23 protein-coding genes are annotated in these 25147 nt (G+C 70.4%); 11 read left to right on the top strand and 12 right to left on the bottom strand.

From position 1 onward, the window contains the following. Positions 1-31: 31 nt before the first annotated feature. The gene (locus tag SYV04_RS09495; RefSeq protein ID WP_321545350.1) at positions 32-892 is read left to right on the top strand and encodes a metallophosphoesterase family protein; all 861 of its coding nucleotides are present in this window, start codon (positions 32-34) and stop codon (positions 890-892) included. Here the strand turns inward: SYV04_RS09495 and SYV04_RS09490 are convergent. Both SYV04_RS09490 and SYV04_RS09485 read right to left on the bottom strand, forming a co-directional pair. After that, entirely contained in the window at positions 889-3267 is a 2379-nt protein-coding gene (locus SYV04_RS09490; RefSeq protein WP_321545881.1) for a TonB-dependent receptor domain-containing protein, read from the bottom strand. The two genes, SYV04_RS09495 and SYV04_RS09490, sit on opposite strands and share 4 nt — an antisense overlap. An 84-nt stretch (positions 3268-3351) precedes the next feature. Continuing rightward, positions 3352-4839, bottom strand: coding sequence for an NHL repeat-containing protein (locus SYV04_RS09485; RefSeq protein ID WP_321545349.1), 1488 nt, complete (start codon positions 4837-4839; stop codon positions 3352-3354). 219 nt (positions 4840-5058) lie between these two features. On the opposite strand from SYV04_RS09485, the gene SYV04_RS09480 reads away from it, so the two are divergent. The 3 genes from SYV04_RS09480 to SYV04_RS09470 all read left to right on the top strand — a co-directional run bounded on the left by SYV04_RS09480 (position 5059) and on the right by SYV04_RS09470 (position 9358). After that, positions 5059-6240, top strand: a complete 1182-nt coding sequence (locus SYV04_RS09480) for an imelysin family protein (protein WP_321545348.1) — start codon at positions 5059-5061, stop codon at positions 6238-6240. Further along, entirely contained in the window at positions 6233-7642 is a 1410-nt protein-coding gene (locus SYV04_RS09475; protein ID WP_321545347.1) for an HTTM domain-containing protein, read from the top strand. Before SYV04_RS09480 ends, SYV04_RS09475 begins: the two co-directional genes overlap by 8 nt. Positions 7643-7744: 102 nt before the next feature. Next, the gene (locus SYV04_RS09470) at positions 7745-9358 is read left to right on the top strand and encodes an adenylate/guanylate cyclase domain-containing protein (protein ID WP_321545346.1); all 1614 of its coding nucleotides are present in this window, start codon (positions 7745-7747) and stop codon (positions 9356-9358) included. 13 nt (positions 9359-9371) lie between these two features. Here the strand turns inward: SYV04_RS09470 and SYV04_RS09465 are convergent, their stop codons facing one another. Then, complete coding sequence (locus SYV04_RS09465) at positions 9372-9755, bottom strand: hypothetical protein (protein ID WP_321545345.1); 384 nt, start codon at positions 9753-9755, stop codon at positions 9372-9374. A 267-nt stretch (positions 9756-10022) separates the two neighbouring features. Here SYV04_RS09465 and SYV04_RS09460 point away from each other — a divergent pair, with 267 nt between their 5' ends. Next, positions 10023-10766 carry a hypothetical protein gene (locus tag SYV04_RS09460; RefSeq protein ID WP_321545344.1) on the top strand — a complete coding sequence of 248 codons (744 nt, stop codon included), beginning with the start codon at positions 10023-10025 and terminating at the stop codon, positions 10764-10766. Between the two features lies 1 nt (position 10767). On the opposite strand, the gene SYV04_RS09455 is transcribed toward SYV04_RS09460, so the two are convergent. The 3 genes from SYV04_RS09455 to SYV04_RS09445 all read right to left on the bottom strand — a co-directional run bounded on the left by SYV04_RS09455 (position 10768) and on the right by SYV04_RS09445 (position 13232). Continuing rightward, a complete protein-coding gene (locus tag SYV04_RS09455) occupies positions 10768-11622 on the bottom strand; it encodes an aldo/keto reductase (RefSeq protein WP_321545343.1) in 855 nt (284 codons plus the stop codon). Between the two features lie 66 nt (positions 11623-11688). Further along, entirely contained in the window at positions 11689-12777 is a 1089-nt protein-coding gene (gene rlmN, locus SYV04_RS09450; protein ID WP_321545342.1) for a dual-specificity RNA methyltransferase RlmN, read from the bottom strand. 74 nt (positions 12778-12851) lie between these two features. Further along, positions 12852-13232 carry a DUF1499 domain-containing protein gene (locus SYV04_RS09445; protein WP_321545341.1) on the bottom strand — a complete coding sequence of 127 codons (381 nt, stop codon included), beginning with the start codon at positions 13230-13232 and terminating at the stop codon, positions 12852-12854. A 128-nt stretch (positions 13233-13360) separates the two neighbouring features. On the opposite strand from SYV04_RS09445, the gene SYV04_RS09440 reads away from it, so the two are divergent. After that, a complete protein-coding gene (locus SYV04_RS09440; protein ID WP_321545340.1) occupies positions 13361-14848 on the top strand; it encodes a glutamate-cysteine ligase family protein in 1488 nt (495 codons plus the stop codon). 4 nt (positions 14849-14852) lie between these two features. On the opposite strand, the gene SYV04_RS09435 is transcribed toward SYV04_RS09440, so the two are convergent. The 3 genes from SYV04_RS09435 to SYV04_RS09425 are packed head-to-tail and all read right to left on the bottom strand — an operon-like array spanning position 14853 to position 17238. Beyond that, the gene (locus tag SYV04_RS09435; RefSeq protein WP_321545339.1) at positions 14853-15623 is read right to left on the bottom strand and encodes a LytR/AlgR family response regulator transcription factor; all 771 of its coding nucleotides are present in this window, start codon (positions 15621-15623) and stop codon (positions 14853-14855) included. Next, complete coding sequence (locus SYV04_RS09430; RefSeq protein WP_321545338.1) at positions 15620-16669, bottom strand: sensor histidine kinase; 1050 nt, start codon at positions 16667-16669, stop codon at positions 15620-15622. Before SYV04_RS09430 ends, SYV04_RS09435 begins: the two co-directional genes overlap by 4 nt. Continuing rightward, the gene (locus tag SYV04_RS09425; RefSeq protein ID WP_321545337.1) at positions 16666-17238 is read right to left on the bottom strand and encodes a sugar transferase; all 573 of its coding nucleotides are present in this window, start codon (positions 17236-17238) and stop codon (positions 16666-16668) included. The genes SYV04_RS09430 and SYV04_RS09425 overlap by 4 nt, the downstream gene beginning before the upstream one ends. Before the next feature lie 263 nt (positions 17239-17501). On the opposite strand from SYV04_RS09425, the gene SYV04_RS09420 reads away from it, so the two are divergent. After that, positions 17502-18002 carry a hypothetical protein gene (locus SYV04_RS09420; RefSeq protein ID WP_321545336.1) on the top strand — a complete coding sequence of 167 codons (501 nt, stop codon included), beginning with the start codon at positions 17502-17504 and terminating at the stop codon, positions 18000-18002. Between the two features lie 10 nt (positions 18003-18012). Here the strand turns inward: SYV04_RS09420 and hemG are convergent, their stop codons facing one another. Then, complete coding sequence (gene hemG, locus SYV04_RS09415) at positions 18013-19389, bottom strand: protoporphyrinogen oxidase (protein WP_321545335.1); 1377 nt, start codon at positions 19387-19389, stop codon at positions 18013-18015. Between the two features lie 96 nt (positions 19390-19485). On the opposite strand from hemG, the gene SYV04_RS09410 reads away from it, so the two are divergent. Continuing rightward, positions 19486-20196, top strand: coding sequence for an SDR family oxidoreductase (locus SYV04_RS09410; protein WP_321545334.1), 711 nt, complete (start codon positions 19486-19488; stop codon positions 20194-20196). A gap of 32 nt (positions 20197-20228) precedes the next feature. On the opposite strand, the gene pdxH is transcribed toward SYV04_RS09410, so the two are convergent. Next, entirely contained in the window at positions 20229-20813 is a 585-nt protein-coding gene (gene pdxH, locus SYV04_RS09405; protein ID WP_422723924.1) for a pyridoxamine 5'-phosphate oxidase, read from the bottom strand. Positions 20814-20867: 54 nt separating this feature from the next. Between pdxH and glgA the strand changes: the two genes are divergently transcribed. The 3 genes from glgA to SYV04_RS09390 are packed head-to-tail and all read left to right on the top strand — an operon-like array spanning position 20868 to position 23741. Further along, a complete protein-coding gene (glgA, locus tag SYV04_RS09400) occupies positions 20868-22295 on the top strand; it encodes a glycogen synthase GlgA (protein WP_321545332.1) in 1428 nt (475 codons plus the stop codon). Positions 22296-22338: 43 nt separating this feature from the next. Then, positions 22339-23262, top strand: coding sequence for a serine/threonine protein kinase (locus SYV04_RS09395; protein ID WP_321545331.1), 924 nt, complete (start codon positions 22339-22341; stop codon positions 23260-23262). 5 nt (positions 23263-23267) lie between these two features. Further along, positions 23268-23741, top strand: a complete 474-nt coding sequence (locus SYV04_RS09390; RefSeq protein ID WP_321545330.1) for a hypothetical protein — start codon at positions 23268-23270, stop codon at positions 23739-23741. A gap of 8 nt (positions 23742-23749) precedes the next feature. Here SYV04_RS09390 and SYV04_RS09385 read toward each other — a convergent pair whose 3' ends face one another. Then, complete coding sequence (locus SYV04_RS09385; protein WP_321545329.1) at positions 23750-25102, bottom strand: hemolysin family protein; 1353 nt, start codon at positions 25100-25102, stop codon at positions 23750-23752. Positions 25103-25147: the final 45 nt, after the last annotated feature.

The following is a 25147-nucleotide window of genomic DNA, read 5'->3' as shown; positions in this document are numbered from 1 at the left end:
GATTACGAGCCTGCCGCCACCGAGAGATCCGATGCGCTTCGTCCACTGCTCCGACGTCCACATCACCGCCGACTACTTCGCGCAGCCGTTGCTGCGGCTGGGCTGGCGCCGCTGGGTCGCCCTGGCGGAGCTGACCGTGGGGGGCCGGGCCCGCGCCTACCGACACGCCGCCCAGACGCTCGCCACCATCGCGCACGAGTCGCGGAAGCACGCCGCGGACCACTTCATCCTCTCGGGAGACCTCACCGCCTACGCCTTGGAGAGCGAATTCCAGGGCGCGCGCGACGCGCTCGGAGAGCTGGTGGAGGACCCGCGCCGCTGCACCGTCATCCCGGGCAACCACGACGTCTACACGCCGGGCAGCCAACGCAGCCGGCGCTTCGAGCGCTACTTCGGTCACCTGCTGGCGAGCGATACCCCCGAGCACTGCCGGGAGGGTGCCTTCCCCTTCGTCCGCAAGGTGGGTGAGGAGGCCGCGGTGGTAGGGCTGCTCTCGGCGCGGGTGCCTGTCGTGCCAGGCATCGCCAGCGGCTTCATCGGCCCGAAGCAGCTCGAGGGGCTGGAGGCCATCACCCGGGATCCAAGGCTCGCGGGCCGGGCGCTCCTGGTGGTGGTGCATCACGCGCCCCTGACGCATCGCGGGCGGCCCGACTCCAAGTTGCACGGGCTGCGAGACGCGGAGGCGCTCTTCAAGCTCATCCCGGGCGAGCGCTACGCCGTGCTCCACGGCCACATCCACCACCGCTACCACCACCCGGCCACCCACGAGCGCCCGCACATCTTCGGCGCGGGCTCCTCCACCATGGCCGGCCGCGAGGGCTACTGGCTCATCGAAGTGGCGGGCGGTCAGGTGGTGGGTGGCCAGAAGCACGTGCCTGGGGCACGGGCCTAGAGCGAGTACTTCAGCCCCACCAGCACGGTGCGCGGCGCGTTCGGCCGGGCGCCATAGGGCCGGCGGGAGACGATGGCCTGGTTGTCGAGCAGGTTGCGAGCGCTCAGGTAGAGGTGGGCGTTCTTCGAGAAGCTCCAGCTCGCGTTCAGGTCGAACGTCAGCAGCGCCTCGGTCTTCTCGCCGGCGGCCGCCTCGCCCTGGCCCGCCTCCTCGCGCATGGTGTCGAGGAAGGTGGCGGTCAGGAAGACGCCGCCGAACGCGGACTCCACGCCCGCGGAGGCGAAGAGCTGGTGCTGGGGCACGTAGGGCATCTCATCGCCCGCCTCCACCGTGCCGTACTGCGGGTCCGCCGAGCGGAAGCTCTCCAGCAGCTCCGTCTGGGTGAAGGTGTAGGCCACCGACAGGGGGAACGTCACCCCACCGCCCGGGCGGAAGGTCTTCTCCGCGAAGGCCTCCAGGCCCTGGATGCGGGCCTCGCCTGCGTCAATCTGCCGGTCCAGGTTGTCGTTGAGGCACCCGTTGGAGAAGGTGCAGACGTCCGTCAGGTTCGAATAGTCGTTGAGGAAGCCCACCACCTCGACGCGCTCGCCGCTGCGCGTCCACCGGGCGCCCGCCTCGTAGTTGATGCTGCGCTCGGGGCCGACCTCTCCGGACTGTCCCGGCGCGGGCGGCGAGAAGCCACGGTGTACTCCCGCGAAGAGGCCCAGGGAGTGGGTCAGGCCGCCATAGACACCGAGCCCGGGCATGAGGGCCTCGAGCGAGCCGTCCTGCGCCACGCCCGCGAGCCGGTCCACGGAGCGCGAGCGCACCACCTCGAGCCGCACGCCCGGCGTCACCACCAGCGGGCCCCAGGACACCGCGTCGATGACGTGCAGCGCCACCGCGTGCGTCGAGTCCATGTTGTTGGCCGTCGTCGCCGTCTGCTCGCCGTCCGACACGAGCCTGCCGCCCACCATCCGGAAGCCATCCTCCGTGTGGAGCCGCTCGATGCTGTCGAAGTGGTAGCGCGCGCCGAACTCCAGGTTGTGGCTCAGGGCGCCCGTCTTCGTGCTCCAGCGCCCGATGCTCTGGAGCCCCTGCGAGACGAAGGTGCGGTTGTTGGGGCCGATCAGCAGCGTCTCCTGCGGCGTCGAGGCGTCGATCTGCCCGGTGAGCACGCCGTAGTAGATGGAGTTGCGTGCGCTGGTGGGGTCGGCCAGCACGCTGGCGACGTCCACGCCGGCGAAGCGGTTGACCTTGCGCCAGATGCGGTGGAAGTCGTGCCGGTAGGCCGAGGTCGTCACCGCCAGCGCGCCCGCGTCGAGCTGGTGGCTGAGGACGACCTGGGTGCGGTGCCACGCCATGTGGTCCATTCGGCTGGCCCCATAGCGGCGCAGCGGGTTCTGCGCGAAGTCCGCGTCGCTCAGGCCCAGGTACGTCTCGTTGGAGGCCTCGTCCGAGTAGCCCAGCTTGAGCTGGAGGCCGTGGCGGAACTCGCCCTCGGAGTCGAACTGGTGGCGGGCCTTCATCATCCACTCGTTGCGGCGGAAGCCCGTATGGCCGCCCTCGTCGAGCTCCTTGAAGCCGTTGCTGCGCAGATGCACCCCCTCCAGCAGGAAGCCGGAGGACTCGGTGCTCGCCCCGTAGTGGCCGTGGAACTTGCCGGACAGGTACTGGCCGCCGCTCAAGTCCACGCCGAACTCCTCCTCGGCGGGGATGTCCCGGGTGATGAACTCCACCGAGCCGCCCACGGTCTGCGGGCCGTGCTGGATGGCCGAGGGGCCCTTGAGCACGCGCACCGACTGCATGCGCGTCATCAGCGGGAAGTAGTACGCCGCCGGCGCGGAGTAGGGAGCGGGCCCGAAGAGGACTCCGTCCTCTAGGAGCGTCACCTTCTTGCTGCGATCGGGGTTGACGCCCCGCAGGCCCACGTTGGGCCGCAGACCGAAGCCGTCCTCGCCGCGCCCGTAGACGCCGGGCACCGACTGCAGGATGGCCTGGGGATCATCCAGCTCGTAGCGCTCGAGCTTGCTCGACTTGAGCACGTGGACCGAGCCGCTGGTGCGAGTCTCCGAGGTGCCCACCACCACGCTCTCGAACTTCTTCTGGGCCTCCTCGGGCGCCGCGGGCACGGGGCTCGCGGGCTCCTGCGCTGGGGTGGGACTCACCGGCTCCGAGGCCGGCGCGGGCAGCGCGGTCTCGGGCGGCTGAGGCGTGGGAGCCGGAGGCACGGCGACCGAGGGCTCGGCCGCCGGTGGCACGCTGCCCTCCGTGGGAGGAGGGGCAGCCTCGGGCGCCAGCGGCGGGGAGGGAGGAGCTTCCGCGCCCGCAGGGGGCGCTCCCACCGCGGGCTCTGGGGACTGAGCGGCTGCCTCCACCGCGATGGCGAACACCATCGCCGCGGCCGCCGCCCACCTGCGTGCGTCGTTCGACAAAGCTGCTCCTCCCTGCTTCACCCGCCTTGGCGGCGGGCGGTTCGATTACTTCTTCTCGACGGTGCCAGCCACCACGATCTTTCCGTCGGACTGGACCACCACTGCGCGTGCGGACTCTTCCGTACCGCCCGGCACGAGGTTGAGCGTCACGATGCCGCCGGTTCCGAAGGTCGTGTCGCGCGTACCGTCCGTGTTGAAGCGCGCCACCACCATGCGGTTGTCCCCGTTCTCCGTGACGTAGCCCGACGCGACCACCTTGCCGTTGCCATCGAAGGTGACGGCCAGGAAGCGGTCATTGGCCGTCTCGGAGCTGGGCATGGGCTGGGCGAACTCGGCGCCGCTGCCGCCCGTGGGGATCAGCAGCAGGGTGGAGTCCTCGTCCTCGGTGCCGCCGGCCCGGTGGCCCGCCGCGGCGACCCAGTTGCCATCGGCCGAGGCCGCCGCGCCGAAGAAGGCGTCATCCGGACGGCCGAAGCTGTAGAGCTTGTAGCCCTCCGGAGCGAAGGTGGTGTCCCGGGCGCCATCGCGCTGGAGCAGCATCGCCAGGGCGTCGATGTTCTGCGACGCCGGGGTGCCGCTGCCGGCGATGAACACGCGCCCGTCCGGCAGGACGGCCATGTTGCGCGCCCGATCGTTGTCGCTGATCAGGTCCAGCGTGACGAAGCCGTTGGTGCCCCAGGTGGTGTCGAACTGGCCCGTGGAGGTGTAGCGGAAGGAGCACAGGTCCACGCCCGTGCTGGTGGCCGTGATGCGGCAGTAGCCCGCGGTGACGTACTTGTCGTCCTGCAGCCCCACGGAGTAGGCCTCGGCGAAGCCCCACTCGGTGTTGACCGGGTCGGCGGGCTGCAGCGGGTTGGAGTTCACCAGGCCCTTGGAGCCGAAGGAGTTGTCCAGCTTGCCGTCATCCCCCAGGCGGGCCAGGACGATGCGATTGGCGGTCTGGCTGCCCACACCCGTGGGCTGGGCGGTGTAGCCCGAGGAGACGATCTTCCCGTCCGGCTGGACGATGCCGTGGCGGGGGTTGTCGGCCAGGTTGGCGATGTTGAGGGTGAACACGCCGTCGGTGGCGAAGGCCGTGTCCAGGGCGCCATCCTTGCTCAGGCGCACGGTGACGCGGTCGGCGTCCACGCGCTCGCCGGTGCCCTTGCGCGAGCCGAACAGCACGAGGCGATCCGAGGAGTCGCGCGCCATGCTCCAGAGGACCTCACGCACGCCCGTGGTGCTCGGGCCCAGGTCGAGGCGGGCCACGCCGTTGGAGCCGAAGGTCGTATCCGAGGTGCCGTCGCTGTTGAGGCGGGCCACGGCGAACTCGCTGTCCAGCGGCGCCGTTCCAGCATCCGGCGTCGTACCGCCGTCGTTGCCGCCCGTGCCGGCGTCCGGCACCTGGGTGCCCGCGTCGTTCTCCGTCGGCTTCTCGGGCGGATCCACGATCGTGTCATCGCCGCAGCCGCCCATGAGCGCCAGGGAGAGCGCCAACACCGTCGCGCCCACCAGGGTGGTCCGCAGACCCCGATACTCCGCCTCGTTCTTCATGACTGTCTTTCCCCTCATTTAAAGTCTGAAATTGATAACGATTGTCAATTTCAGGGCGGGCGCGTGGTAACCCGCCACGCTCGGATAGTCAAGGCAGCCAGGGGCCGGCTGAGACCTTTGAGACGTTTTGATAATGGTTGTCAGTCGCAAAGTCGGCTGATACTCAACGGGCTCATGAGAAGCTCGAGGTTGGATTGGAAGCGGGGCTGGCGCTCCGGTGTGAGCGTATGGGCTGTCGTGGCGCTGGCGGGGCTGGGGGGCTGTAAGGAGACGAAGCCGACCCCCACGCCGGAGCCAGGAGGCGAGGTCCAGGCGACGCGGACGGCGCTGCTGGGCGCGTTCGGAGCGTGCGTGGTGACGAGCGCGCGGGACTTCCAGCAGGTGGCCGCGGAGCTGGAGACGGCCACGGCGGCCCTGGCGGCTCAGCCTGGGGACAGCACGCGCAATGCGGCGCGCGCGGCGTACCACCGCGCCATGGACGCGTGGCAGATCCTCGAGACGATGCAGGTGGGGCCTGCGGCCCCGCGGAGCATGCCGGGCGGCGCGGAGCTGCGTGACAACATCTACTCCTGGCCCCTGGTGAGCCGCTGCGCCATCGAGGAGCAGCTCGTCTCGCGAAGCTACGAGTCGCAGGACTTCCCCAACTCGCTCATCAGCCGCCGAGGGCTCTACGCCGTCGAGTACCTGCTCTTCTATGAGGGGACGGACACCGCGTGCGGGCCCACTTCGCCCATCGTGTCGGGAGGCACCTGGGCGGCGCTCTCCACCGAGGAGAAGCAGGCGCGCAAGCGGGCCTATGCGGCGGCGGCGGCGGAGGACGTCCACCGCCGCGCCGTGCAGCTCACGGAGGCGTGGGAGCCGGGCAAGGGCGACTTCGCGAAGACGCTGGAGACGGCCGGCCCGGGCAACACCGTGTACGCGACGAGCCAGGCGGGGCTGAACTCGGTGAGCGACGCGCTCTTCTACGTGGAGCAGACGGTCAAGGACACGAAGCTCGCGCGGCCGCTGGGGCTCCGGGACTGCGACGGCGACACGTGTCCGGAGTACCTGGAGTCGCAATTCGCGGCCCGCTCGAAGGCCAACGTGCGCTCCAACCTGGTGGGCTACCGCCGGGTGATGGAGGGGTGCGGCCCGGACTTCTCGGGGGTGGCGTTCGATGATCTGCTGGTGGCGGTGGGCTCCGAGGCACTGGCGACGAAGCTGCATGAGCGAGGGGCGGCGGCCCAGGCCGCGCTGGAGGCCGTGAACGAGTCCGATCTCGTGCAGGCCCTGGACCAGGACAAGGCCTCGGTCCGCGCGCTCTATGACGGGGTCAAGGGCATGACGGACGTGCTGAAGACCGAGCTGGTCACCGTGCTCGACCTGGAGCTGCCCCAGACGGTGGAAGGGGACAATGACTGAGGTGCGGGCGCGCGCCGGCCTCTGGGAGCGCCTGCTGGCGCCGCGGGACATCGCGGCGCTGGTGGCCTTCCGGGTGGCGTTCGGGCTGATGGTGACGGTATCGGCCGTGCGCTTCCTCGCCTACGGCTGGATCGACGACTTCTTCGCGCGACCGAAGGTTCACTTCACCTACTGGGGCTTCGGCTGGGTGCCGGCGCTGCCCGCCCCGTGGATCCACGTCGTCTTCGCGGCGTTGGCGGTGTTGGGCCTGTGCGTGGCGGTGGGCCTCTACTACCGCGTGGCCATCGCGCTGCTCTTCGTGCTGTTCAGCTACGTCCAGCTGGTGGACGTCACCAACTACCTCAACCACTACTATCTGGTGAGCCTGTTGGCGGGGCTGCTGTGCTTCGTGCCGGCGCACCGGGCCTTCTCGGTGGATGCGTGGCGAAAGCCGGCGCTGCGCCGCGACACGCTGCCGGCCTGGTGTACGTACCTGCTGCGCTTCCAGGTCGCCGTCGTCTACGTGTTCGCTGGGCTGGCCAAGCTCACCACCGACTGGTTGATCCACGCTCAGCCCCTGGGTATCTGGCTGTCGGCGCGCACCAGCCTGCCCCTGGTGGGGCCACTGCTGGAGCAGCGCTGGGTCGCGTTCGCCGCCGCCTGGGGCGGGTTCCTCTTCGACACGACGATCGTCGCCTTCCTGCTCACGCGGAGGTTGCGGCCCCTGGCGTATGTGGTGGTCGTGGGGTTCCACGCGGCCACCCTGGCGCTGTTTCCGATCGGGATGTTCCCCGTCATCATGGTCACCGCGGCGCTGGTCTTCTTCGACCCCGCTTGGCCGCGGTGGCTGGGCGAGCGCCTGCGCCTCCTGCCAGCGGGAGGGGCCCGCGCGCCTGAGCCCGCGCCTGCCGTGGTGGCCGTGGGCCCGAAGGCCCGGCTCGCGCTGGGCGTGGCGGTGGCCTATGGGCTCGTCCAGCTCGTGCTCCCCTTGAGGACCCACTTCTACGAGGGCAACGTCCTCTGGCACGAGCAGGGCATGCGCTTCTCGTGGCGGGTGATGGCCCGGGAGAAGAACGGGAGCGTCACCTTCGTGGTTCGGGAGCCGGGCACGGGCAGGGAGTGGCACGTGCCGCCCAACCAGTACCTCACCCGGCTGCAGGAGCGGGAGATGTCGGTACAGCCCGATCTCATCCTGCAGCTCGCCCACCGCATCGCCCGTGACTACGAGGCGAAGGGCCGGGGCCCCGTCGAGGTGTACGCCGACGCGCGCGTGTCCCTCAACGGCCGCCCGGCGGAGGTCTTCATCGATCCCTCGGTGGACCTCGCGCGGGAGCGGGACGGGCTGGCCGCGAAGGCGTGGATCCTTCCCGCGCCGGCTTCACTGCCCGTGCGCCTGCGTCCCACCCTGGCCCGGGGGCCTTGAGCGGGGGGCAGGACGTGGCCTCCGGCGCGGTTGCCCGTAAGATGGGGGCAAGGAGGCGGGTGGCGACGGACCGGTCGGGCGGTTCGGGGCCATCCTCGACCCATGAAAGCGTCGTACCCGCTGCCCGCGGAGCCCTCGCTGGAGGAGCTCCGGTCGCTGCGCCAGCTCCACCGTGCCCTGGATGAGCTGCTCGAGGAGAGCCTCAAACAGCGCGAGAGCCTCACGCAGACCTTCGATCGCTGCTTCCCGAAGCTGTTGGAGCTGACGGGCGCGCGCGCCATCGCCCTCACCACGCGCAACGAGGACCTGGCCGAGCAGACCTGGACCGAGGGCGCCTGGGGCGAGCGTCACCCCGGCCCGCTCCTGGAGGAGATCAGCGGCGTGCGGCGCATGGAGGACGGCACGCTCGTCACCCAGGCGCTGGACGTGGGGGGCACGCGGGTGGGCTCCATCGGCCTGCTCTTCCCGGAGGACCACACCGACGTGCTGGAGTCGGCGCGCCTCGCCCGCCTGCTGGAGACGGTGGCCGAGCAGCTCGACACGGTGCTGTGCCTGGTCCACACCGCCGCGGAGAAGCACCAGCTCATCGTCCAGTGCAACCGGCACCTGGCCAACCCCGTCTTCGAGGTGGGCATGGATCAGGCGGTGCTGGCGCTGGCGCAGCGGGTGCGGCTGCCCGGCTTCCTGTTGCTGTACCGGGACGCGGTGCGCCCGCAGGTGCTGCACTACCGCACCTACCGCCACGGGCACCTGGAGTACGAGAGCGCCGATCGTCCCGGGCAGCACCTGGAGCGCCTCATCCAGAAGCAGGGGCCGGAGCTGCTCAAGCGCTCGGATGGCTCGCTGCGGCAGCTCTTCGGCCAGGCGCGCGGGCGCACCACGGAGGTGGTGCTCATCTCGGGCACCTCCTCCGGCGAGCACCTGGGGAAGATCATCCTCTGGAGCGACGAGGACTTCTCCGCCTACACGCTGGAGATCGTCCGGCTGCTGGCCTCCGGGCTCAGCCAGCGGCTGTTGGACTACAACCGCGAGCGCATCCACCTGTCCCAGTTCTTCCCCAGCCGCGCCATCGACGAGCTGCTGAGGGACCCGGCCTACGGCAACCACCTGCGGCCGCAGGATCAGGAAGTCGGCATCCTCTTCGCGGACATCAACGGCTTCACCCGGATCTGCGAGCAGGGCTTCGACAGCCCCAAGGCCATCGGTCGCTTCGTGGACGAGTGGAGCGCGCGCGCGGTGGACTTCATCTGGCAGCACGGCGGGGTGTTCGACAAGATGGTGGGCGACTGCGTCATCGGCCTGTTCGGCCCGCCCTTCTTCGAGACGAGCCGCGTGCAGCGGGCCGAGGCGGTGGTGCGCGCGGCGCTGGACATCCAGAACTACACCGCCTCGCTCAGCGCGCGCGAGGAGGTGGCGGAGCTGTGCAAGCGGGTGCAGCTACCAGGGCTGGGCGTGGCCATTGGCGTGAACCTGGCGCACGTCAACTGCGGGCTGTTCGGGCCCAACCGCAACTACACGGCCTTCTCCACGGGAATGAACCAGACGGCGCGGCTGCAGTCGCTCGGGGGCTTCCGGGAGATGCTGCTGATGGACAGCGCGCGCGAGGCGCTCGCCGAGTCCCAGGCGCCCTGGACTCAGGACTTGAAGTTCGGTCCGCTCATCGAGACGGCGGTGAAGAACGTGGGCCAGCCGCTGCGCTACTACAAGCTGGCGTGAGCGCGGGCGCCGATCAGGCCCGGAGGTGCGCGCCAGCGTAGCGCCGCACGAAGTGGATCCACCGGCGCTCGTCCACCTCCACCTGCCACTCGGAGTTGGGCGTGAGGGGCAGACGGGTGCGCAGGAAGGTCTCCAGCTGATCGGCGGCCTTCACCGGGGTGAGCCCGGGCGCGCGGAAGGCGATGCGCAGGAAGACCTCGAGCGTGGGAGATACCTCGACGCTGGCGCAGACGCGCAGCGTGCCCACCCGGCGCTGGTAGAGCGCGTTCTGGGCGGGCCGCAGCGCCGGGTCCTCGGCCTGCTGCTCGATGGAGAGCCAGTTGTCAGGCAAGAGGATGAAGTCGAGCAGATCGCTGCTCGCTGCTTCCAACGTCGCGTGCTCATGGATGGCAAGCATCGCTCCACCTCCCTCGGTGTTGCTGACTCGAAGAATGTGCCCACGTGCCGAGTGCATGCAAGGGGGCTCGTGAAGGTTGCCGCGTGGGTGTCCTCCATCAACGTGGCACGTGGCAGCGTGTGTGCGTCCCCGCATCCGCTGTCACTGGACACGCGGGGGCGACCGCTCGGACGCATGACGCGACCGCTCGGCGGCAAGCGCGCTCCGGGCGCGCGGGGATGAGGCATTTCTTCGAGGAGGTGGCGCGGCCCCTCGGAGGAAAGAGCGATGAAGTGGAGCGACTGGCGGGGACATTTCGAAGCGAACAGGCGGCGGCCTCTGCCCGAGGGGCTGGAGCGGGGGGAGGAGATTCCCGAGGCGTGGCGGCCGGCGCTGGCCGCTTCGCTGGCGACCTTCCAGCTCGGAGAGGCGGGCGAGGGGCGCATCGCGCACGAGATCGACTCGGCGCGGCTTCCGGGCATCGACGCGGACTACCGCGCGGCGCTGAAGCTCTTCGTGGCGGAGGAGGGCCGACATGGTCGCATCCTCGGCTTCATGGTGCGTGGGCTGGGAGGGCGGCTCCTGTCGCGCAACTGGACCGAGCGCCTCTTCGTGTTCGGGCGCCGGCTGCTGGGGCTGCGGCTGAAGTTGATGGTGCTGCTGGTGGCGGAGGTGGTGGGCGGGGCCTTCTACGGGCTCTTGGCCTCGCGGCTACCGCAGGGGGGCATGCGGCGGGGGCTGGAGCAGATCTGCGAGGACGAGCAGCACCACCTGGACTTCCACGGGGACTTCTTCGCGCGGCAGGGCTGGGGCGTGGCCACGCGAGCGGCGTGGCAGGCGCTGTGGTGGAGCCTGGCCATGGCGGCGATGGCGGTGGTGATGATGGACCACCGCCGCACGCTGAAGACGCTGGGCATTCCGCTGGCGGAGGCGGCCCGGGCGTTCATCGGCCTGACGCGAGAGGCGGCCAGCCACCTGCCGCTCCTGCCCGAGCGGGGAGCGAAGTCCCCGCTGCGCCTGGGGCAGGGTTAGCTCACCGTCCCAGCTCGCGGACCTCCTCGGGGGACAGTTTCACGGAGGCAGCGGCGATGTTCTCCTCCAGGTGCTGCACGGAGGAGGTGCCGGGGATGGGCAACATCGCTGGAGAGCGGTGGAGCAGCCAGGCGAGCGCGAGCTGGCCCGGGGTTACCCCGTGGCGCTTGGCGGCCTGGATGAGCGGGCTGGTGTCCGAGGCCAGGGAGCTGGCGGCGAGCGGGTACCACGGCAGGAAGCCGATGCCCTCCTTCTCGCACTCGTTGAGCACGTCCTCGCTGGCCCGGTCCGCGAGGTTGTAGCGGTTCTGCACCGAGACGATGGGGACGATCTTCCGCGCCTCGCGCAGCTGCTCCACGTTGAAGTTGGACACGCCCACGTGACGGATCTTCCCCTGCTCGCGCAGGCGAGCCAGCGCGCCGATCGAGTCCTCCATGGGGACCTTGGGGTCCACCGTGTGGAGCTGGTACAGGTCGATGCGCTCGACGCGCAGCCGGCGCAGGCTGCCCTCGATGGCCTTCTTGAGGTGATCGGGGTGGCAGTTGGAGTGCCACCCGCCCGGGCCGCTGCGGGTGAGGCCGCCCTTGGTGGCGATGAGGAGGCCCTGAGCGTAGGGGTGGAGCGTCTCGCCGATGATGCGCTCGGACACGTCCGGACCGTAGGAGTCCGCGGTGTCGATGAGGTTGACGCCCAGCTCCACCGCGCGGCGCAGCACGCGCCTGGCGCCTTCGGGGTCCTTGGGCTCGCCCCAGATGCCCTGGCCGGTGATGCGCATGGCGCCGTAGCCCATGCGGTTGACGGTCATGTCACCGAGGCGGAACGTGCCAGCGGCGGCGGCGGAAGGGGCTGCGGCCATGCGTAGACCTCCGAGGATGGGGTCGCGCACGTTAACGCGGGCCCTGTCCCCGTGCCTGGGCCTGGCTCAGCGTGTGGTGGGAAGCGGACGTCGCGGGCGCTCCACCGCGGCCTTGAGCTGACCGCAGCCCGCGTCGATGTCGATGCCTCGGCGCTGACGCACGGTGCTGGGCAGCTCGTAGCTGGCGAGCACGTCCTGGAAGGCGCGCACGGACTCGGGAGCGCTCGGCACCCCGCCATAGCCCACGGTGGGGTTGAGGGGGATGACGTTGACGTGGGCGTCCATGCCCCGCAGCAGCTGCCCGAGCGTGTGCGCCTGCTCCGGCGTGTCGTTCTTGCCGGCGATGAGCGTCCACTCGAAGAAGATGCGGCGCTTGCGCTTCTCGCTGTAGTAGCGGCAGGCCTCCATCAGCTCCTCGAGCGGCCAGCGCTTGCCCACGGGGACGAGCGCGGCGCGCTCCGCGTCGGTGGCCCCGTGGAGGCTGACGGCGAGCTGCACGGGCCGCTCCTCGTCCGCGAGCCGGCGGATGCCGGGCACCACGCCCACGGTGCTCAGGGTGATGAAGCGCGGACCGATGGCCAGGCCGAGCGGGTCCACGAGGATGTCCACCGCCTCCATCGTGCCGTCATAGTTGTGCAGGGGCTCGCCCATGCCCATGAGGACGATGTTGCGCAGCGTCTCGTCGGACTGGCGCAGGATGCCGGTGACATGGAGCACCTGGGCGACGATCTCCCCCGGGCTCAGGTGCCGCACGAGCCCCATCTGCCCGGTGGCGCAGAAGACGCAGCCCATGGCGCACCCGGCCTGCGTGCTGATGCACACCGTGGCGCGGCCCTTGAAGCGCATCAGCACCGTCTCGATGGTCTGCCCATCGTGCAGGCGCAGGAGCAGCTTGTGGGTGAGGCCGTCGCTGCTGAAGCTCTCGTGGTGGACGGCGGGGCGGCGCAGCAGGGCGCTCTTGCGCAGTCGCTTCACGAGGTCGGGCCGTAGCAGGCCTTCCAGCTCCTCGAGGCTCCCCACCTGCTTGCGGTAGAGGGCCTCCCACAGCGCGTCCCGGTGGAAGGCACTGAAGCCCCAGCCCGCGAGCAGCTCGCCGAGGGCGGCGCGCGGCAGGTCGTACAGGTTGACCGGAGGGGTGGGAGGGGAGGGCTGCATGGCGTGCTCCAGCGATAACACACCTGGGCGGAGGGCTCACCAGGGACGGCCGCCCGGAACGCGAGGGGACGGGCTCAGCGGGGCGTGGGGCTCAGGGCGTTGTCGAGCGCGGCGAGGAAGTGACGGATGCGGCGGGCCTGGGTGCCCAGGTCTCCCTTTCCCACGCGGGAGCGGGAGAGCAGGTCCACGGAGATGCGTTGTCCGCTGGCCGGGCGCACGCGGATGGTGACGTCGTCCACGCAATTGAGGAACCGGGTTCGGGATTCGATCTCGAACACGCCCTCGGCCTGGTCGGCCTCGAGGATGTCCCACCCGGGCTGTGCCGCCGCCAGCACGTACACCGTGTTCCACACGGTCTCTCGGGACAGGGCATAGAAGCGGGTGCGCAGCCGAGGGTCCTCGGCATTGGGAGAAGTCTCCGCGACATTTTGGGTCAAGGAGGTCAGGCGGCTCATCGGCCGCCGGCCTCTCATGGGGCCGCCGGCCGGTCAAGGACTGGCTGGCACTCCGGGGGGCAGGCAGCCGAGGGCAGGCGAGTGGCAGGTAGCCTGCCGGGAACGAGGGGCATGGCCATGTCTGGCGTATGGGCTTGGCCATCCAATGTGAGGAATTCAGTCCCGAGGACTACCGGCGCTTCTCCCAGCGGCTCGCCGAGAATGTGGAGGCGTTGCGTCGGGTGCTCGGGCGCCCAGGCTTCGGCGCGGGGCCGCGAACCATCGGCGCCGAGCTGGAGCTGTTCCTGGTGGACAAGGCGGGTTTCCCGTTGCCGGTGAACCGGCAGGTGCTGGGGCAGACGGTGGACCCCCGGGTGACGCTGGAAATCGACCGCTTCAATCTGGAGTGCAACCTGCGTCCCGCTCTGTTGGCTGGGAGACCTTTCACGGCGCTGCGCGCGGAGTTCGAGGACACGCTGGGCGAGGTGCGCCGCGCGGCAGCCACGCAAGGGGCGCAGGTGGTGGTGACGGGCATCCTGCCCACGTTGCGCGAGGCGGACCTGGGCAGCGGGGCGCTGACGGGCATGCCGCGCTACCGGGCGCTGTCGGCGGCCATCCGGCGCCGCCGGGACGCGCCCTTCCAGGTGGCCATCGCGGGCGAGGACACGCTGACGCTCACGTGGGACGACGTGACGCTGGAGGGGGCGAACACCTCGCTTCAGTTCCACTTGCGGGTGGCGCCGGAGGAGTTCGCCCGGGTGTACAACGCGGCGCAGCTGGTGACGGGGCCGGTGCTGGCGGTGTCCTCCAACTCACCGCTCTTCCTGGGGCGGCGGCTGTGGGATGAGACGCGGGTGGCGCTCTTCCGCCAGGCGGTGGACGACCGGGGCGAGCCGCACGAGGGAGGCTTCCTGCCGCATGCCCGGGTGACGTTCGGTCACGGCTGGGCGCGGGAGAGCGCGCTGGAGCTGTTCTCGGAGGCGGTGGCGCTGCATGCGCCGCTGCTGCCGGTGGTGGGCCCGGAGTCTCCGCTGGAGTGCGTGGCGCGCGGGCAGTTGCCGAAGCTGGACGAGCTGCGGTTGCACCAGAGCACGGTGTGGAGCTGGAACCGCGCCATCTATGATCCCAAGGACGAGGGGCACCTGCGCATCGAGTTCCGCGCGCTGCCGGCGGGGCCCACGGTGGTGGACATGGTGGCCAACGGGGCGTTGCTCCTGGGGCTGTCGCTGGGGCTGGCCGACCAGATGGATGCGCTGCTGCCGGGCATTCCCTTCGACAGCGCGCGGGGCAATTTCCTCCGAGCGGCGAGACAGGGCGTGGACGCGGTGATGCTCTGGCCTTCGGACAAGACGCCCTCGCCCCAGCCAGTGCCGGTGACGGAGCTGGTGCCCCGGCTGCTGCCCATCGCCCGCCGGGGGCTGGTGGGGGCGGGAGTGAACGAGGACGAGGCGGACGCGATGCTCGGCATCATCGAGGCGCGCGTGGCGGCCCGACAGACGGGAGCCCGCTGGCAACGGCGGACGCTGGCGCGGCTGGAGGAGCGGATGCCGCGCGTGGACGCACTGGCCGCGCTGCTGGAGCGCTACCGCGAGCACGCCGAGTCCGGCGCGCCCGTGCATACCTGGCCCCTGGATTGATGGATCAGCCCTCCTCCTCGGTTCCTCGGCGCAGGCCCAGCATGCGCCGCAACTCACGGGCCGACTGGCGGCTGATCTCCACCGAGTGCCCTTTCGTGGTGCGCGCGATGTAGCCCCCCGTCTCCAGCGGCTCCAGCCGCGTGACGTGGGCCAGGTTGAGCAGCGCCCGCCGGTGTACCCGCTGGAAGCCCTCCACTGGCAGCTTGTCCGCCAGCTCGTTCAGCGTGAAGTCCGTGAGGAACTCGCCCTGCGTGGTGAACACCGTCACCAGCTCGCCCTCCAGCGTCGCGTGGGAGATGCTCTCTGGATCCACCAGGACGATGCCCTGCCGCGTCGGAATGGGCAGCCTCGCCAGCCCCTTGGCGTTCGTTGACGGTGCGCGGGCGGCGGGCTCCTGCGCCTCCTTGGGCCCCAGCCGCGCCCGGGCCCGCTCCAGCGCCTTCTGAAGCCGCGCGGCCTCCACCGGCTTGAGCACGTAGTCCACCGCGCCGTACTCGAAGGCATCCACGGCGTGCTCCGCGTGCGCCGTGCAGAGGATGACGCGCGGGCCGTCCTCGGGCAGCAGCGACAGCGCCTCCAGCCCGTTCAGCCCCGGCATGTGGATGTCCAGGAGGATGATGTCCACCCCGCCCGCCCGCGCCGCCGCGAGCACGGCGTCTCCGTCCGCGGCCTCCCCGCAGATCTCCACATCCGGGAAGGCGCCCAGCAGCCGCGACAGGCGCTTGCGGGCGAGCAGCTCGTCATCGGCGATGAGGACGCGCAGGGACTGGCTCACGTGAGGACTCCAGGCAGGGGGCCCGAGCGGGGCAGGGTGACGGTGAGGCGGGTGCGGCCCTCGGCGCTCTCCAGGACGAGTCGGGCCTTGCCACCGTAGGCCAGGGCGAGCCGGCGCTCCACCGTGGGCAGTCCGGCACTGCCATCCCGAGGACCCTTCGAGGCGCCGGGGTTCTCCAGGGTGAACACCCACTCGCCCTCGCGCGAGGCCACCTGCAGGCTGATGCGCCCCCGGTGCCCCGCCGCGGGCCCGTGCTTCACCGCGTTCTCCGCCAGTGGCAGCAGCACCAGCGGAGGCACATGCACCTCGCTCGCTCCGGGCTCCACCTCGATGGAGAGCTGGAACAGCTCCGGGTCCCGCAGCAGGTGCAGGTCGAACAGGGTGCGGATGAGCTCCAGCTCCTTCTCCATCGGCCACGTCGCGCTGCGTACTCCCGCCAGCACGCTGCGCAGCATGGCCGAGAGCTTGAGCACGGCCGCCTCGGCCACGGCCCCGTCGGTACGGCACCACTCGGCGATCGCGTTCAGCGTGTTGAAGAGGAAGTGCGGATCCAGGTGGCTGCGCAGGGCCAGCAGCTGGGCCTGCTCGGCCTCCAGGGCAAGCCGGGCCCCCCGGGCGCGCTCACGCGCCAGCGACTCCTCGAAGCCGATATCCCGCCCCAATCCCCACCCGCCCACCAGGAACAGGGCGCAGCAGACGGCCAGGTTCACCGGCTGGGTGAGGAAGGTCGGCCCCATGCGCAGGAACTTCGGGAGGATGTAGCCCGAGGAGATCACCACCCCGAGGCCCACCGCGACGTAGAGCACCAGCCGCACGCCACCGTGACTCAGGTCCAACCCCTCGGGGAACAGGACGCGGTAGGAGACGGGCGCCACGGCCACGAAGAGCAGGCACAGCATGACGCCCAGGGGCAGGGCGAGCGGCTCCCGGCTGAAGGCCGTCTGCGCGAAGACGAGCGAGGCGGACACCAGCAGGATGGGCGCCAGTCGCTTGGGAGCCGTGAGCGCGCGCAGGGTGGCGCGGACGATGGAGCCTTCCGCGGTCATCGTGGCGCGAGGTGCGGAGGCAAGGGGCGCGCGCCCCGGCGCTTGCCGACGATGTTGATCCAGGTGGTCCGGAAGAGGATGCGGATGTCCACGGAGGCGCTCCGGCTCCGAGCATACTCGGCATCGAGCTGCGCCGTGAGCGCCGCCCCACGTGCCTGGCACACCTGGGCCAGCCCGGTGATGCCTGGAGGCACCTCGAAGCGCGCCGCCAGGGGAGGGTGCGCGGCGATGAGGCGCTCGGCGTCCTCGGGCGTCAGGGGGCGGGGGCCCACCAGGCTCATGTCCCCGATGAGGACGTTGAAGAGCTGGGGCAGCTCATCCAGGCCATGGTGGCGCAGCAGGTTTCCGAACCGGGTAGGCCGCCGCGCGCGCATGTCCGGCTCGCACGTCATGGTGCGCAGCTTGAGGATGCGGAAGATGCGCCGCCCTTGCCCGTAGCGAGGCTGGGTGAAGAACACGGGCCGCCCATCCAGGATGAGCACCATCAGGGCGAGCAGCCCCACCGCCAGCCCGAAGAAGGGCACCAGCGGCAGCAGCAGGACGAGGTCCAACAGGCGCTTGCCCTTCACGACTCCACCTCCGTCTCGGTCAGGTCCAGCGCCAGGGTGCCCACGAGCACCAGCGGGAAGAGGAGGACGGCACAGAGGATCAACAAGGGCGTGGAGACAGAGGTCATGGCGCGCTCCGGTGGACGGCGTGACACGGAGGAAGATGCCCCCGGTGGCCCCCCTCCGTGGCGCGTACTCGGGCGAACGGTCGCGGGCGGCGGGTGAGCGGTCGCGGGGCCGTCTCGTCTATGGTGGAGTGCGGCGCGCACCCGGGGGAGGAACCCATGACCGCTGAAGCCTCGGCTCAGAGTCATCACTTCATCGTCAAGTACATGCTGGCCCGCATGGCGCTGTCCGACCCGGAGCGTTTCGTCAGGACCTTCACGCAGGACACGGCCTACCTGAAGGACCTCTGGATGGGCCTGGGCATGCAACTGCACGACGCGAAGCGGGTGCCCGCCGAAGGACTTTCCCTCACGCGCCATGGCGCCGCGCTGGTCGTCACCTTCCCGCCCCCGCGCGAGCGCAACGACTGCCTCTACCAGGCCTTCTACCCGCCGCGCGCTCCGGACGCGCCGATGAAGGTGTTCGGCCTGGAGGTCACCGCGCCCCTGCCCGGCCATGCCTCGCCTCCGCCCTCCATCGCAGAGTGGCGGCGAGATGCCCGCTGCAACTGGGGCTTCTCGCCGGGCGAGGGGCTCGAGGCCTTCCTCCAGCGGGTGAACGAGCTGCTCGCGGACCCCCAGGCCAGGCCGATGACCTTCATGGCCATCCGGCTGGCCTGAGCCGGAGCGCTCACCCGCTCAGCGCATCGCCCAGCGCGACGGCGTTGCGGATGCAGTCGTTGATCCCCACCCCTCGGTACGCATTGCCGGCCAGGTGCAGGCGCGGCAGGCGAGCAAGCGCCGCGTCGATGGCGGAGATCCGTCCTGTGTGTCCCACGTTGTATTGAGGAATGCCACGTGGCCAGCGGATCACCTCGGTGAAGCTGGGGCTCGCCGTCACCCCGGCCAGCTCCCGGAGCTCCTCGCGCGCGAGCGTCACCAGCGCCTCCTCGTCCAGCCCCACCAGGTCCGCTCTGCGCGCTCCACCCACCATGCAGGTGTAGAGAACGCGTCCACCTTCCGCGCGGAAGGGGAAAACCGTGGAAGCGTGGATGGCGCCCAGGAGTCGCCGCTTTTCCATGCTCGGCACCAGGAAGCCGAAGCCATCCGGCGGTGGTGTGCTGCCCGGGGCATAGCCCAGGTTCACCACGGCGATGGGGGCGTAGGCGATGCCCTCCACCAGCTCCGCCAGCTTCTCATCCAGCGGCCGCAGCAGCCCCGCGGTCACGTACGCGGGCGTGGCCAGCACCACGTGGGAGGCCAGCAGCTCCGCCTGTCGCCCGTGCTCGCGCACCGAGACGCGCCAGCCACCCTGCATCGGTGTGAGCCCCTCCACCTTCGCGCCCGCATGCGCCGCGGGTCCGAGCGCTCGGGCCAGTCCCTCCACCAGCGTCCCCAGGCCTCCCTCGAAGGTGCAGAGCGCCCCGCGCAGCTTCTCCGGCGCCGCCTCTCCAGCCGGCAGGGCCTTGCGCCGCGCGGCGCCCTGGGTGCGGATGGCGCCGAGGATGAGGCTGCGGTGCTCGCGCTCCAGCTTCGTGAGCTGCGGGAAGGTGGCGCCCACGCTCAGCGCCTCCAGGTTCCCCGCGTAGATGCCCGTCTGCACCGCATCCAGCAGCACCTCCGTCGCCGTCTCGCCCAGGTGCCGCCGGCCGAACGCTCCCAGCGACTCATCCACCCCCGAGGCCACACGGCCAGTGAAGAGTTCGCCAACCACCCGCAGGCGTGCCCCCAGGGGCAGGATGTCCGATTTCAGGAACGCGGGCGGAGAGGCCGGCACCGCCCGCAACCGTCCTCGCGTGTACAGGTAGCGCGCCTTCGCCGCCGGATCCGCCGCGCGGATCCGCGCCTCCACCCCCACGCTCGCCGCCAGCTCCCGCGTGGTGGGTTCCTTGTCCAGGAAGCTGTTGGGCCCCGCCTCCGTTAAGAACCCGTCGCGTTGTCTCGTCTGGATGTTACCTCCCAGACGGGTATCCGCTTCCAATACCACCGCATCCTTTCCCCGTGAGCGCAGGCGGTACGCCAGCGTCAGGCCGGTGATGCCTCCTCCCACAACAGCGATGACGGTCATGTCCGTTACTCCTGGATCCTGCCTTGATCGAGGTCATCCCTGGGTCAAGTGACACCTATGTTGTGCCTACAGGCAGTGAAGCGCCTTAATGCACCCATGCGCTATGCCATCTCCGGGGCCAGCCGTGGAATTGGTCTCGAATTCGTCCGACAACTGCTCGCTCGCGGCGACACCGTCGAAGCCGGGGTCCGGGTTCCCTCCGAGGCTCGACTGCTGGCCTCGCTGGCTCGCGAGGCGGGCAATCGCCTGCGCATCCACGCCCTCGATGTGACGGAGCCCTCCAGCGTCCTGACCTTCGCGGCCAATGTGAATGAAGCGCCGTTGGATGTGCTCATCAACAACGCGGGCATCGGCGGCAAGTGGGGCTCGCTGATGGAGCTGGACTACGAGGACATGGCGCGCGTCATGGAGACGAACGCCTTCGGGCCGCTGCGGCTGTCGGCGGCGCTGATGCCCTCGGTGCTGCGCGGCTCCACGCGGAAGATCCTCCACCTCACCACGCGCATGGCCTCGCTCAGCGAGAACAATGAGTCGGGCGTCTACGGCTTCACCGGCGGGGCCTACGGCTACCGCATGTCCAAGGCCGCGCTGAACGTGGGCATGCGCACCATGGCCGTGGACTTCCGGGACAAGGGCCTCATCACCGCCGTGCTCAACCCGGGCTGGGTGTGTACGGAGATGGGTGGCAAGTCGGCGCCCATGCGCGCCGAGGACTCCGTGCAGGGCATGCTGCGCGTCATCGACGGCCTCACCGTGGACAACAGCGGCGGCTTCCTGGACTTCCAGGGCCGAGAGCTGCCCTGGTAGGACGCGGGCGCGAGCGCGGGGACCGAGCCACCTCACGGGTAGAGGAACTCGGTCCGCCAGCCGCTTGCCTCGCGCACGTACACCCGCCGCTCGTGGAGCCGGTTGGGGCGTGAGTGCCAGAACTCGATCCGGTCGGGCACCACCCGGAAGCCCGCCCAGTGCGGAGGGCGGGGAATCGTCTTCCCCTCGTATTGGAGCGTGAGCTCCTCCACCCGGGCCTCCAGCTGCTCGCGCGAGGGCAGGGGCTGGCTCTGGAGGCTCGCCCACGCGCCAATCTGGCTGCCCCGAGCCCGGCTCTGGAAGTATGCGTCCGACTCCGCCTCGGAGACGCGCTCCACGCGCCCTTCCACGCGTACCTGGCGCTCCAGCGGGGCCCAGTAGAAGACGAGCGCCGCGACGGGGTGGCTGAGCAGCTCCAGGCCCTTGCGGCTCTCGTGGTTGGTGAAGAAGACGAAGCCGCGCTGATCAAAGTCCTTGAGCAGCACCACGCGCGCCGAGGGCCGGCCGTCGTCGCCCACCGAGGCGACAATCATGGCGTTGGGGTCCACGGGGATGGCCTTCTTCGCCTGCGCGTAGAGGGCCGCGAAGCGCTCGATGGGATCCTGGGGCAGTTCCATGGCGCGCACGTTACTTAAGGTTGACTCACGGGCCCTACACGTCATCTTTCGGGAATGAAGATTCTGTTCATCTCCTCGGAGGTGGCCCCGTTCTCCAAGACGGGCGGCCTCGGGGACGTGGCCGGGGCCCTCCCGGCGGCACTCGCCGCGCTCGGCCATGACGTGAAGGTGGTCACCCCGCGCTACGCGAGCATCCGGGACGCGCGCATCCAGCCCACGGGCCACACGGTGGTGCTGCGCTTTCCCTTCGGCGAGGAGCGGGGCGCCGTGCTGTCGGTCCGGCTCTCGGAGCGCCACGAGGTGCTCTTCCTGGAGAACGCGCACTACTTCGAGCGGGGCGGCATCTACGGTGATGCGCACGGCGAGTTCGGCGACAACCACCGGCGCTTCGCCTACCTGAGCATGGGCGCGCTGCAGGCGGCCCAGCGGCTGCACTTCATCCCGGACATCGTCCACCTCAATGACTGGCAGACGGGGCTGGCCGCGGTGGCGCTGCGGCGCGGCTTCCAGGGCACCCCGCTGGAGCGCTCTCGCGCCGTCTTCACCATCCACAACCTGGCCTACCAGGGGCAGTTCGGTAAGGACATCATGGGGGAGCTGGGGCTGCCGTGGGACCTGTTCACCTCGGATGACGGGCTCGAGTTCCACGACACGGTGAACTTCCTCAAGGCGGGCCTGGTCTTCTCGGACGCCATCACCACCGTCTCTCCCACCTACGCCAAGGAGATCCAGACGCCGGAGCTGGGCTGCAACCTGGATGGGCTCCTGCGCCGGCACCAGGGGCGGCTCAGCGGCATCCTCAATGGCATCGACGCGGAGGAGTGGAACCCGGAGAAGGACCCGGTGCTGCCGGCGCGCTACCGCCTGGACGACATGGCGGGCAAGGCGGTGTGCAAGCGCGAGCTGCTCCAGCGCTCCGGGCTGCCGCCGGGGGACGCGCCGGTGTTCGGCATCGTCAGCCGGCTGGCGTACCAGAAGGGCGTGGACCTGCTGCTGGACGTGATGCCCACCGCGCTCCAGGCCGACATCCGCTTCGTGGCCGTGGGCAGCGGCGAGGGGCACTATGAGGAGGGGCTGCGGGCGCTCCAGGAGCGCTTTCCCCAGCAGGTGGCCGTCTACCTCGGCTTCGACCGGGAGCTGTCCCACCTGGTGGAGGCCGGGGCGGACTTCTTCCTGATGCCCAGCCGCTACGAGCCGTGTGGCCTCAACCAGATGTACTCCCTGCGCTACGGCACCGTACCCATTGTCCGGGCCACCGGAGGGCTGGTGGACACCGTGGAGGGCGGGCTGGACGGCAACGGCATCCTCTTCGAGGCGTTCCACCGGGCGGCCCTGCTGGCGGCCATCCGGCGGGGGCTGGCGCTGTACGCGGATCCGCCCCGGCTGGAAGCCTTCCGGCACCGGGGCATGAAGCGGGACTTCTCCTGGGCCACCTCGGCGCGCCGGTACGAGGGGCTGTTCCACTCGCTGCTCAAGTCCTAACTGAATAGTGGGGCGAGGGGCTCAGGCGCGGTAGGCTGCGAGCGTGGCGGACGCGCTGGAGCTGGGAGGTTACGAGGTCATCGGTCGCCTGGCCGTGGGCGGAATGGCGGAGGTGTACCAGGCTCGCGCCCGCCCCACGACGCAGCGCTCTCCGGGCGAGCCGGAGGAGGTGGTGCTCAAGCGGCTCCACCCTTCGTTCCGCGCGGATGCCGCGTACGTGAAGGCCTTCGTGGACGAGGCGAAGCTCACCGTGCGCCTGCGCCACCCCAACATCGTCCGCACCTTCCGCCTCTTCCGGGCGGGGCAGGACTACCTGATGGTGCAGGAGCTGGTGAGCGGCCGGACCCTGGGCTTCATGCAGGGGCTGCTGATGAAGGTCGGCACGGCGATGCCGCCCGAGGCCTGCTGCTACATCGCCTGGTGCCTGCTCAAGGCGCTGGACTACCTGCACCGCGCCAAGGTGGGGGAGAACGGCGCCAACATCGTCCACCGCGACATCAACCCCGCCAACGTCCTGCTCAGCGTGGCGGGGGACGTGAAGCTCACCGACTTCGGCGTGGCCGAGGTGGAGGGGCTGATGCAGGGCGAGGCCGGCGCGCTGCGCGGCACCATGGCGTACATGAGCCCGGAGCAGGTGCTGGGGCTGGCGGTGGACACGCGCAGTGACTTGTACGCGGTGGGCGTCATCCTCTGGGAGCTGTTCTCCAACCGGCGCCTGTACGGCACGGAAGGAGGAGGCGAGGCGGAGCTGATGCACCGGGTGCGGGACGCGCGGGCGCCGCTGTTGTCCTCGCTGGACCTGGGGCTGCCGGACTACGCGGTGCGGGTGGTGCGCAAAGCGCTCTTCACGGACAAGGAGCGCCGCTTCCAGACGGCCGCCGAGTTCAGCAAGGCGCTCGAGGTGCTGGCCGGTCGCGCCGGGTGGCCGCTCTCGGTGGATGCGCTGCGGCCGCTCTTGGGCGGGTGATGAGGATGCGCGCCTCGGCCCTGGGGCTGGCGCTGCTGCTGGCTGGGTGCCACGGGGTGCCGTGGCGGCCGGAGGCCTTTGATCGGGCGGTGCGGGTGGAGACGCTGGAACTCTCCTTCGCGCAGGATGGTACCGGCCTGCTCTCGCTGAAGCTGGAGGTGCGCAACCCCGCCTCGGAACTCGCCACCCTCACCGGGGTGGACTTCGAGCTCTGGGTGGAGGGGCGTCGCCTGTCCGCGGGGCTGCAGCAGGTGGAGGTGCCGCTGGGCGCGAACGGGCTGCCGCACGCGGTGGCGCTGTCCTTCCCGCTCGTCAGCGAGGCGGTGACGAAGACGGAGGGGAGCCGGCCCCTGCAGGTGGGACTGCGCGGCGGGGCACGCTTTCGCTATGGCGAGGGCACGGAGCGGCGGGCCCCCTTCCACGCCGAGCGAGCGCTGCGGCTGGAGTGGGTGCCGGTGCCGGAGGCCGTGCTGGAGTAGGGCCCTGCTCAGGCCTTGGCGGGAGGCGCGGACTCGGAGCGCCCGTCCCCGCGGCCGTCCTTGTCCTTGCCGGGGGCGGTAGGGGTGCCCTTGAGGCGGGCCAGCCGCACCCGATCGATGCGGGCGCCTTCCTTCGCGGCGACGGTGAACTGCCAGCCGCCATAGGTGAAGCGCTCGCCTACGTCTGGCAGGTGGCCAGCGAGCGAGGAGAGGAAGCCGCCCAGCGTGTCGAAGTCTCCCTCGGGCAGCGCGAAGCCGAAGGCCTGGGTGAAGTGCTCCACCTCCAGCGAGGCGTCCACCATGAAGCTGCCGTCGGGCTGCTTCTCCACGTGCTTCTCCTCCACCTCGAACTCGTCGCCGATGTCGCCGACGATTTCACGGAGGATGTCCTCCAGGGTGACGACGCCCATGAAGCCGCCGTACTCGTCCACCACCATGGCCATGTGGATGCGCTTCTTCTGCATCTCGCGCAGCAGGTCGCCAATGGGCTTCATCCACGGCACGAAGTTGGCGGGACGGATGACGTCCGGCAGGACGATGAGCTCCGGGTGCTGGAGCAGGGGAATGAGGTCGCGCGCGTGGAGGATGCCGACGATGTGGTCCACATCGTCGCGGTAGACGGGGATGCGCGAGTGGCTCTCCTCGGCCAGCAGGCGCAGCACCTCGGTGGGCGGGGTGGAGATGTCCACCGTGACGACGTCGGTGCGCGGCACCATCACGTCCCGGCAGCGCTTGTCGGACAGCTCGAAGATGGAGCGGATGAGCTGCGGGGCGCTCTTGTCCACCTCGTCATTGGCGGCCTGCGCGGCCAGAAGCTTCTCGAGCTCCTCCAGAGGGGGCGGGGGCGGCTCGAAGCGCAGGGTGCGGCCGAAGGTGCGCGCCACGAGGTTGAGCACCCCCAGCAGCATGCGCATGGGCGGATAGAAGAGGAAGACAAGGGCGGAGACGAGCCCGGACAGGCGCAGGGCCCAGCGCTCCGGGTTGCCGTTGGCCAGGCCGCGCAGGGTGACTTCCATGAGGCTGGCCAGCACGCCGACGAAGAGAGCGCCGGCCGTCACCGTGGCGACTGGGAGCCAGGCGTCGTCTCCCAGGCGGTTGAAGTCCAGCATCCGCGGCGGGGCCAGGGCGCCGATGGCGGCGGCCAGGAAGCCGCTGAGCACCGAGCCCAGACGCAGGGCGGTGGCGGTGGCCTCGCGCTCGGTCTTGTGGCGCACCACCCGGCGGCCGGCGCGGCCAGTCTCCTCCGCGAGTTCCTGGGCGCGCAGGTCGGAGGTTCCGTAGAGCGCGGACTCAGCGGCAGCCACGAAGGCGCGGAGGAAGCAGAGGGCCAGGCAGGCGGCCCAGAGAGCCCAGGTAGGCATGGAGCCCCCTTCTTAACCTGTGCTAAGGGGTCGCACCACTTCGGC

Source organism: Hyalangium ruber (assembly GCF_034259325.1).
Classification (GTDB): Bacteria; Myxococcota; Myxococcia; order Myxococcales; family Myxococcaceae; genus Hyalangium_A; species Hyalangium_A rubrum.
The sequence above is the reverse complement of the archived record's forward strand: the minus strand, read 5'-3'. Positions and strand labels throughout refer to the sequence as shown.